Below are 9559 nucleotides of genomic sequence, written 5' to 3'. Positions count from 1 at the left end.
CACGTCAAGAGATCCCGAGGTCGTTGTCGATCAGGTCGAACAGCTCCTCGTTCGTCGCGGACTCGAGCCTGTCCGCGGCGTCCGTCCGCTCCGCCGGCCCGTGGCTCTCGTTGAGCCTGGACAGGAGGGACTCCAGGCGCATGACCACCCGTACGCGCCCGATGTCGTCATGTGCGCGGGCGGCGAGGACCTGTTCGAGGCGGTCGAGTTCGGCGCCGGGCGGCAGATCGCCCTCCGTGTCCCGCAGGATCTCCGTCTGCAGGTGGCGGGCGAGCGCGGCCGGCGTCGGATGGTCGAACACGGAGGTCGCGGGCAGCCGCAGGCCGGTCGCGGCGTCGAGCCGGTTGCGCAGTTCGACCGCGGTGAGCGAGTCGAAGCCGAGTTCGCGGAAAGCCCGGGCCGGTTCGACGCCGTCCGGCGTCGCATGCCCGAGCACCGTCGCCGCGTGCTCCCGCACCAGGTCGAGGAGCAGCCGTTCCCGGTCGGCCTCGGCCAGCACGGTCAGTTCGGCGCGGAGCGTGTGTGCCTCGCCCGTCTCCTCGGTCCGGCTCGCGTCCGGGGCCGCGACCGCCGCCCTCACCTGCGGAATGTCGCCGATCAGGGGGCGTTCGCGGGCCATGGTGAAGACGGGCGCGAAGCGCTCCCAGTCGACGTCGGCCACCACCACGGACGTGTCGTCGTTCTCCAGGGCCTGCCGCAGCGCGGTCATGCCCGTCTCCGGCTGGATGAGGCGCACGCCCTGGCGGTCGAGGAGGATCTTCGCGTCGTCGCTGACCATGCCGCCGCCGGCCCATGGGCCCCACGCCACCGACAGGGCGGGCACGCCCTCGGCCCTGCGCTGCTCGGCGAGGGCGTCCGTGTAGGCGTTGGCCGCCGCGTAGGCGCCGTGGTCGCCGACGCCCCAGATCGCCGAGACGGACGAGAAGTAGACGACCGCGTCGAGACTCTCCCGGTCGAGCAGCTCGTCCAGGTGCCTGGCCCCGGCGACCTTCGCGGACGCGATGTCCGCGAAGAGGACGTCGTCCGTCACCGCCAGGGGCGCGAGCACGCCGACTCCGGCGGCGTGCACGACGGTGCGCACCACGTCGCCGTCCGCGGCGAGCTTCGCCAGGAGCGCGGCGACCGCGGCGCGGTCGGTCACGTCGCACGCCGCGACGGTGACCCTGGCGCCCGACTTCTCGATGTCCGCGGCCAGTTCGTCAACGCCTGCGGCCTTGCCACCGCTGCGGCTGGTGAGGACGACGTGCTCGGCTCCGTTGCCGGCGAGCCACCGCGCGACATGGCCGCCGAGCGCGCCGGTGCCTCCGGTGATGATCGCCGTGCCCGACGGCTTCCAGGGCTTGGCGGGCACCGGCCCGTCGAGCGGAGCGGGCACTACGCGCCGGGTGAGCACACCGGTCTCGCGCACGGCCACCTGGTCCTCGTGGTCGGTACGCGCGAGAACGGACACCAGGCGGTTCAGCGCGGTCGCGTCCACCCGCTCCGGCAGGTCGACCAGACCGCCCCACAGCTTCGGGTGCTCCAGCGAGGCGACCCGCCCGAGCCCCCACGTCTGGGCCTGCGCCGGCCGCGCGAGGACGTCGGAGCGGCGTACCGAGACGGCGGTCCGCGTGGCACACCACAGGGGCGCCTCGAGACCCAGCTCGGTCATCGCGCGCAGCAGGGCCAGAACGGCGAACGAACCGACGGGCAGCGCACCGTGCACGGGGTGCGGCCGCTCGTCGAAGCTGAGCAGCGACAGCACTCCGGAGAGCTTCCCCGGCTCGGCGACCGCTGCGCCGAGCCGCTCGGCGAGGTCCTTGACGGTGTCCCCGCCGCCGTCCACGGGCAGCACGATCACGTTCGCGCCGTGCTCGCCGAGCGCCGTCGCGCAGTCGGTCAGGACGGTGCCGGCGGTATCCGCCTCGGGCACCGCGAGCACCCACGTCCCGTTCAGCAGCGGGGTGTTCTGCACGGCCGTCGCGCCGGAGGTGCCCGGGGTGCCCTGGGGGCCCGCATCCGCGAGCGGCTGCCACGTCACGCGGTACCGCCATCCGGCGACGGCCGAGTCCTCGCTGCGCTTGCGGTGCCAGCTGGAGAGCGCGGGGAGCACGCTCGCCAGAGAGGACTCTCCGCTGTCCGCGAGGTCGAGGGTCCTGGCCAGCTCGTCCACGTCGCCACGCTCGATCACGCCCCAGAACTCGGCGTCCACCGGGTCCTGCCCACCGTCCGCCGGGACGGCCACCGCTACGGGCGCGGCGCTCGGCCAGTAGCGATCGTGCTGGAAGGCGTACGTGGGCAGATCCACGCGACGGGCACCCGTGCCGGCGAAGTACGCCGACCAGTCGACCGCCTTACCGCGTACGTGGAGTTCGGCGAGGGCGGTGAGCAGGCTCTCCGGCTCCTCACGGTTCTTGCGGAGGGCGGGTACGAAGGTGCTCTCGCCGGAGTCGGAGGTGACGCAGTCCTGCGCCATCGCGGACAGCACACCGTCCGGGCCCAGCTCCAGGAACGCCGTCACGCCTTCCGATTCCAGGGTGCGGATGCCGTCCAGGAAACGGACCGCTTCGCGGACGTGGCGGACCCAGTACTCCGGGTCCTGGACCTCCTCCGCGGACAGGACCTCGCCCGTCACGTCGGACACGATGGCCAACTGCGGCGCGCTGAAGGTCAGTCGCTCCGCGACCTTGCGGAAGTCGTCGAGCATCGCGTCCATACGCGGCGAGTGGAAGGCGTGACCGACCCGCAGCCGCTTGGCTTTGCGGTCCTCACTCTCGAAGTGCGCGGCGATCCGCAGGACCTCCGTCTCATCACCCGAGATCACGGTGGCGGACGGCCCGTTGAGGGCGGCAATCGACACACCGTCGACCAGCAGCGGGAGGACCTCGTCCTCCGTCGCCTGCAACGACACCATCGCGCCGCCCGCCGGGAGCGCCTGCATCAGACGGCCCCGCGCCGCCACCAGCGCGGCGGCGTCCTCCAGCGACAGCACGCCAGCCACGTACGCAGCCGACAACTCACCAACCGAGTGACCCAGCAGATAGTCGGGCTTCACACCCCACGCCTCGACCAGACGGAAGAGCGCGACTTCGAGCGCGAACAGGCCCGCCTGCGTGAACTGCGTCTGATCCAGCAGGTCGCCGCCGTCGAAGACGATCTCGCGCAGCGGCCGGTCCAAGTGACGGTCCAGCTCCGCGCACACCGCGTCGAACGCGTCCGCAAAGACCGGGTACGCCTCGTACAGCTCCCGGCCCATGCCCGCCCGTTGCGAGCCCTGACCCGAGAACAGCACCCCCACCCGACCCGGCGACACCGAGCCCTGAACGGTCCGCTCACCGATCAGCACCGCACGGTGCTCCAACACCGCACGCGACGTCACCAGCGAGAAGCCCACATCCACCGGCGACGGCTCAGTGCCTCCAGGGCGCTCCGCGACGAACGACCGCAGCCGCTCCACCTGCGCCGACAAGGCCCCCGAGGAACGCCCCGACACCACCCACGGCACCACCGGAAGCGCCACCGGGGTCGCGGCCGCGGCCGGCTCCTCCGCCTCCGGAGCCTGCTCCAGCACCACATGCGCGTTCGTGCCGCTGACGCCGAACGACGACACCGCGGCGCGCCGCGGTTCGCCCGTCTCCGGCCAGTCGACCGAGTCCGTGAGGAGCTCGACGGCGCCCGCCGACCAGTCCACGTGGGAGGACGGCTCGTCGACGTGCAGGGTCCGCGGCAGTACGCCTTCGCGCATCGCCATGACCATCTTGATGACGCCGGCGACGCCGGCGGCGGCCTGCGTGTGGCCGATGTTCGACTTCAACGAACCCAGCCGCAGGGGGCGGTCCTCCGGGCGGTCCTGGCCGTAGGTCGCGATGAGCGCCTGTGCCTCGATGGGGTCGCCGAGGGTCGTGCCGGTGCCGTGGCCTTCCACGACGTCGATCTGTGCGGGCGAGAGGCCCGCTCCTTCGAGGGCCTGGCGGATGACGCGCTGCTGGGACGGGCCGTTGGGGGCGGTCAGACCGTTGGACGCGCCGTCCTGGTTGACGGCGGAACCGCGCACGATCCCCAGCACCTGGTGGCCGTTGCGGCGGGCATCCGACAGGCGCTCCAGGAGCAGCAGACCCACGCCCTCACCCCAGCCCGTGCCGTCCGCCGCCTCCGCGAAGGACTTGCACCGACCGTCCGTGGCCAGCGCGCCCTGCCTGCTGAACTCCATGAACGCCGCGGGGGTCGACATCACGGTGGCGCCACCCGCCAGGGCCATGGCGCACTCCCCCGACCGCAGCGCCTGCACCGCGAGGTGCACAGCGACCAGGGACGACGAGCACGCCGTGTCCACCGTCATCGCCGGGCCTTCCAGGCCGAACGTGTACGAGAGGCGGCCCGACACGACGCTGGCCGCGTTGCTCGTGGCGAGGGAACCCGCCCCGGCGTCGGGCGAGCCGAGCAGAACTGTCGCGTAGTCCTGGCCGTTGGTGCCGGTGAACACGCCGGTGCGGCTTCCGCGTACCGATGCCGGGCTGATCCCGGCGCGCTCGAAGGTCTCCCAGGCGGTCTCCAGGAGCAGCCGCTGCTGCGGGTCCATGCCCAGGGCCTCGCGGGGCGAGATGCCGAAGAGGGCGGCGTCGAACTCCGCGACGTCGTGGACGAATCCGCCCTCGTGGGCCTGGGTGGTGACGGGCTGCCCATGGTCGCCGCGGTACAGCCGGTCCATGTCCCAGCCACGGTCGTGCGGGAACTCGCTCATCCCGTCGCCGCCCGATGCCACCAGGCGCCACAGGTCCTCCGGCGTCCGGACGCCGCCCGGGTACCGGCAGCCCATGGAGACGATGGCGATGGGCTCGTCGGCGTGCGCCGACCGTCGGTCCGCCGTCTCCCCTGCCGCTTCCGCGGTCGGGTCGGCGGCGCCGAGCCGAGGTGCGAGGAGGTGCCGGGCGATGTCGTCCGATGTGGGGTGGTCGAAGACGAGGGTGGTGGGCAGGGTCAGGCCGGTGGCGGCGTTCAGGCGGTTGCGGAGTTCGACGGCGGTGAGCGAGTCGAAGCCCAGCTCGCTGAAGGCCCGGTCCGGGGCGACGGCGTCGGGCGACGGGTGGCCGAGCACGGCCGCGGCCTCCGCCCTGACCAGGTCGAGCAGCGTCCGGTCGCGCTCGGCCGTCGGCAGGGCGGCGAGCCGCTCGCGCAGTGCCTCCGCGACGTCCCGTCCGCTCGCGCCGTCGCTCTCCGGCGCCCGCAGGGCTTCGGCGGCTTCGGGGATGTCATCGATGAGGGGCCTGGGGCGCGCCATGGTGAAGGCGGGTGCGAACAACGCCCAGTCGACGTCCGCGACGGTCAGGCAGGTCACCCCCGCGCCGACCGCCTGGACCAGGGCGCCGACCGCGAGTTCCGGGTCCATTCCACCGAGTCCGCGGCGGGCGAGCATCTCCTGTGCCGTGCCCACGGCCATGCCGCCTCCGGACCAGCCGCCCCAGGAGATCGAGGTGGCCGTCAGGCCGCGGGCCCGCCGGTGCTCCGCGAGGCCGTCGAGGTAGGCGTTGCCGGTGGCGTAGGCCCCCTGTCCCGCGCCGCCCCACACACCGGCGCCGGAGGCGAAGAGGACGAAGGCGTCCAGCGAGTCGCGGGTGTCGGCGCCGAAGAGCGCGTCGAGGTTGGCGGCGCCGATCGCCTTGGCGGCGAGGGCGTCGGCGAAGGCGGCCGGATCCGCGTCGGCGAGCCCCGCCTGTGTGGTGACGCCCGCGGCGTGGACCACCGTGCGGATGGGTCTGCCGTCCGCCTTCTGAACGCGGGCGACGAGTTCGGCCAGCGCCTCGCCGTCGGCGACGTCGCAGGCCGCGATCGTCACCCGGGCGCCCGACGCGGTCAGTTCGGCCTCGAGTTCGGCGGCACCTGCCGTCTCGGCGCCGCGCCGGCTGGTGAGCACGAGATGCTCCACGCCGGCGCGGGCGAGCCACCGCGCGGTGTGGGCGCCGAGTGCACCCACTCCTCCGGTGATCAGGGCCGTGCCGTGCGGGCGCCAGGGCTCGGACGTCTGCTCGTCACCCTCCGGGGCCCGGACCAGACGGCGTCCGAACACGCCGCCCGAACGCAGCGCCACCTGGTCCTCGCCGGCCGGGTCCGCGAGGACGCCCGGCAGCCTCGACCAGGCACGTGCGTCCAGCGCCTCCAGCTCCCCGGGAAGGTCGATCAACCCGCCCCAGCGGTCGGGGTGCTCCAGGCCGAAGACCCGGCCCAGGCCCCAGGTCTGCGCCTGCACCGCCCCGGAGACCGATTCGGACCTGCCGACGGACACGGCGCCGCGCGTCACACACCACAGCGGAGCGTTCACGCCCTGCTCCACCAGGACCTGCATCAGGGCCAGCAGGGCGGCGACACCGCCAGGGAGCGTCGGGTGGGTGTGGTCGGGTGCCTCGTCGAGCGCGGTCAGCGACACGATGCCGCCGACCGGCCGGCCCTCGGGCAGCGCTTGGCGCAGCGCCCGGGCGAGCTCACCCCGGTCGGCACCGCCCGCCGCGACGGACACCCTCACGACCTCGGCGCCACCTGCGGAGAGCGCCCGACCGACGGCCGCCGCCGTCTCGTCGGCCCCGGCGTCGGGCACGACCAGCAGCCAGGGCCCGCCGATTCCGGTGTCCGTCTGAAGCGTCAGCGGCTTCCAGGTAATGCGGTAGCGCCAGCCGTCGACCTTCGACGCGTCCCGCCGCTGCCGCCGCCACGCGGACAGCACGGGCAGCAGGTCGCCGAGCGCCGCCCGCGTCTCGTCCTCGAAGCCGAGCGTGCCGACCAGCGCCGCCAGGTCTCCCTGCTCGACGGCCTCCCAGAACCGGGCGTCCACCGGATCGGCCGAGGCGACGACCGCAGCGGGGGCCTGCCGCTGGGGCCAGAACTGCTGGTGCTGGAAGGCGTAGGTGGGCAGGTCGACCCGGCGGGCGCCGGTGCCGGCGTAGTACGCGGTCCAGTCGACTGCTGTGCCGTGTACGTGGAGTTCGGCGAGGGCGGTGAGGAGTGCGTCGGGCTCGTCGCGGTTTTTACGGAGGGCGGGTACGAAGGTGATCTCGCCGGTGACGCAGTCCTGCCCCATCGCTGAGAGCACACCGTCCGGACCCAGCTCCAGGAACGCCGTCACGCCTTCCGCCTCAAGGGTGCGGATGCCGTCCAGGAAACGGACCGCCTCACGGACGTGGCGGACCCAGTACTCCGGGTCCTGGACCTCCTCCGCCGACAGGACCTCGCCCGTCACGTCCGAAATGATCGACAGCTGCGGGGTGTTGAAGGTCAGCCCCTGCGCGACCGCGCGGAAGTCGTCGAGCATCGCGTCCATACGCGGCGAGTGGAAGGCGTGACTGACCCGCAGCCGCTTGGTCTTACGGCCCTCGCCCTCGAAGTGCGCGGCAATAACGAGCACCGCGTCCTCGTCGCCCGAAATCACCGTGGAACGCGGGCCGTTGAGCGCGGCGATGGACACGCCCTCGACCAGCAGCGGCAGCACCTCGTCCTCGGTCGCCTGCAACGACACCATCGCACCGTCCGTCGGCAGCGCCTGCATCAGGCGACCCCTCGCGGCCACAAGAGCGGCAGCGTCTTCCAGCGACAGCACTCCAGCCACGTACGCAGCCGACAACTCACCAATGGAGTGCCCGAGCAGGAAGTCCGGCTTCACGCCCCACGACGTCACCAGCTCGAACAGCGCCACTTCCAGCGCGAACAGACCCGCCTGCGTGAACTGCGTCTGATCCAGCAGCTCACCGCCCTCGAAGACCACCTCGCGCAGAGGCTGGTCCAGATGCCGGTCCAACTCCGCGCACACCTGGTCGAACGCCTCCGCGAACACCGGGAAGGCCGCGTGGAGTTCACGCCCCATACCGACCCGCTGCGAGCCCTGACCCGAGAACAGCACACCCACCCGACCCGGCGACACCGAGCCCTGAACCGTCCGCTCACCGATCAGCACCGCCCGGTGCTCCAACACCGCACGCGACGTCACCAGCGAGAAGCCCACATCCACGGGCGACAGCTCAGGCTTCTCGGCAACGAACGACCTAAGCCGCTCCACCTGCCCCGACAGCCCCGCCTCCGACTTCGCCGAGACCACCCACGGCACCACCGGAAGCGCCACCGGAGCCACAACCGCTTCCGGCTCCTCCGCCGCCGGCGCCTGCTCCAGCACCACATGGGCGTTCGTACCGCTCACACCGAACGACGAGACACCCGCACGGCGCGGCTCGCCTGTCTCCGGCCACGCCATGGACTCGGTCAGCAGCTCGACGGCACCCGCCGACCAGTCGACCTGGGGCGTCGGCTCGTCCACGTGCAGGGTCCGCGGCAGCACACCCTCCCGCATCGCCATGACCATCTTGATGACACCGGCCACACCGGCCGCCGCCTGCGTGTGACCGACGTTCGACTTCAGCGAACCGAGCCACAGCGGCCGGCCCTCCGGACGGTCCTGACCGTAGGTCGCGATGAGCGCCTGCGCCTCGATCGGGTCACCCAGCGTCGTACCGGTACCGTGCGCCTCAACCGCGTCGATCTGTTCGGGGGCGAGCCTCGCGCCGGCCAGGGCCTGGCGGATGACACGCTGCTGGGACGGGCCGTTCGGCGCCGTCAGGCCGCTGCTCGCGCCGTCCTGGTTGACCGCGGAACCCTTGACGACGGCCAGCACTTGGTGTCCCAGGCGGCGTGCGTCGGAGAGGCGTTCCACCACGAGCACGCCCGCGCCCTCGGCCCAGCCCGTGCCGTCCGCGCTCGCGGCGAAGGACTTGCAGCGGCCGTCGAACGACAGGCCGCGCTGGCGGCTGAAGTCCACGAACGTGCCGGGAGTCGCCATGACCGTCACACCGCCGGCCAGCGCCATCGAGCATTCGCCCGACCGCAGCGCCTGCACCGCGAAGTGGAGGGCGACCAGCGACGACGAGCACGCCGTGTCCACCGTCACCGCAGGCCCTTCGAGGCCCAGCGTGTAGGAGACGCGGCCGGAGAGGACGCTGCCCGAGTTGCCCGTGCCCAAGTAGCCTTCCACGCCGTCCGGTACGGACTGCAGCTGGCTGATGTAGTCGTGGTACATCAGGCCCGCGAACACTCCCGTCCGGCTCCCCTTGAGCGAGGTCGGGTCGATGCCGGCGCGCTCGAAGGCCTCCCAGGACACTTCGAGGAGCAGCCGCTGCTGCGGGTCCATCGCCAGCGCCTCGCGCGGCGAAATCCCGAAGAAGCCCGGGTCGAAGGCGCCGGCCTCGTGCAGGAAGCCGCCTTCGTGCACATACGACGTGCCGGACTCGCCCGGGTCGGTGCTGAAGAGCCCTTCCACGTCCCAGCCGCGGTCGATGGGGAACGGGGTGATCCCGTCCCCGCCCGCGGCGACCAGCTCCCACAGCTGCTCGGGGCTGTTGACCCCACCGGGGTAGCGGCAGCTCATGCCCACGATCGCGATGGGCTCGCGCTCCCGGTCCTCCATCTCGCGCAGCCGATGGCGAGTCTCGCGCAGGTCCGCCGTGGCCCGCTTGAGGTAGGCGAGGAACTTCTCCTCGTTCGCCATGGGGTGTCACTCCTTGAAGAGGTGATCGACGTGATCGGGATGTTCGAGCGGTCGGGGGTG

General features: G+C 72.6%; 1 protein-coding gene. It reads right to left on the bottom strand.

All coding sequences use genetic code 11. The features are described 5' to 3' along the window. Positions 1–4 precede the first annotated feature (4 nt). A complete protein-coding gene (locus IE255_RS37955) occupies positions 5–9499 on the bottom strand; it encodes a type I polyketide synthase (RefSeq protein WP_190054995.1) in 9495 nt (3164 codons plus the stop codon). Positions 9500–9559: the final 60 nt, after the last annotated feature.

The organism is Streptomyces lomondensis (genome assembly GCF_014651035.1).
Taxonomy (GTDB): Bacteria; Actinomycetota; Actinomycetes; order Streptomycetales; family Streptomycetaceae; genus Streptomyces; species Streptomyces lomondensis.
The sequence above is the reverse complement of the archived record's forward strand: the minus strand, read 5'-3'. Positions and strand labels throughout refer to the sequence as shown.

Bases quoted from the DNA above. Each gene is read 5' to 3' on its own strand.
- IE255_RS37955 (WP_190054995.1), bottom strand. From the start codon at position 9,499: ATGGCGAACGAGGAGAAGTTCCTCGCCTACCTCAAGCGGGCCACGGCG.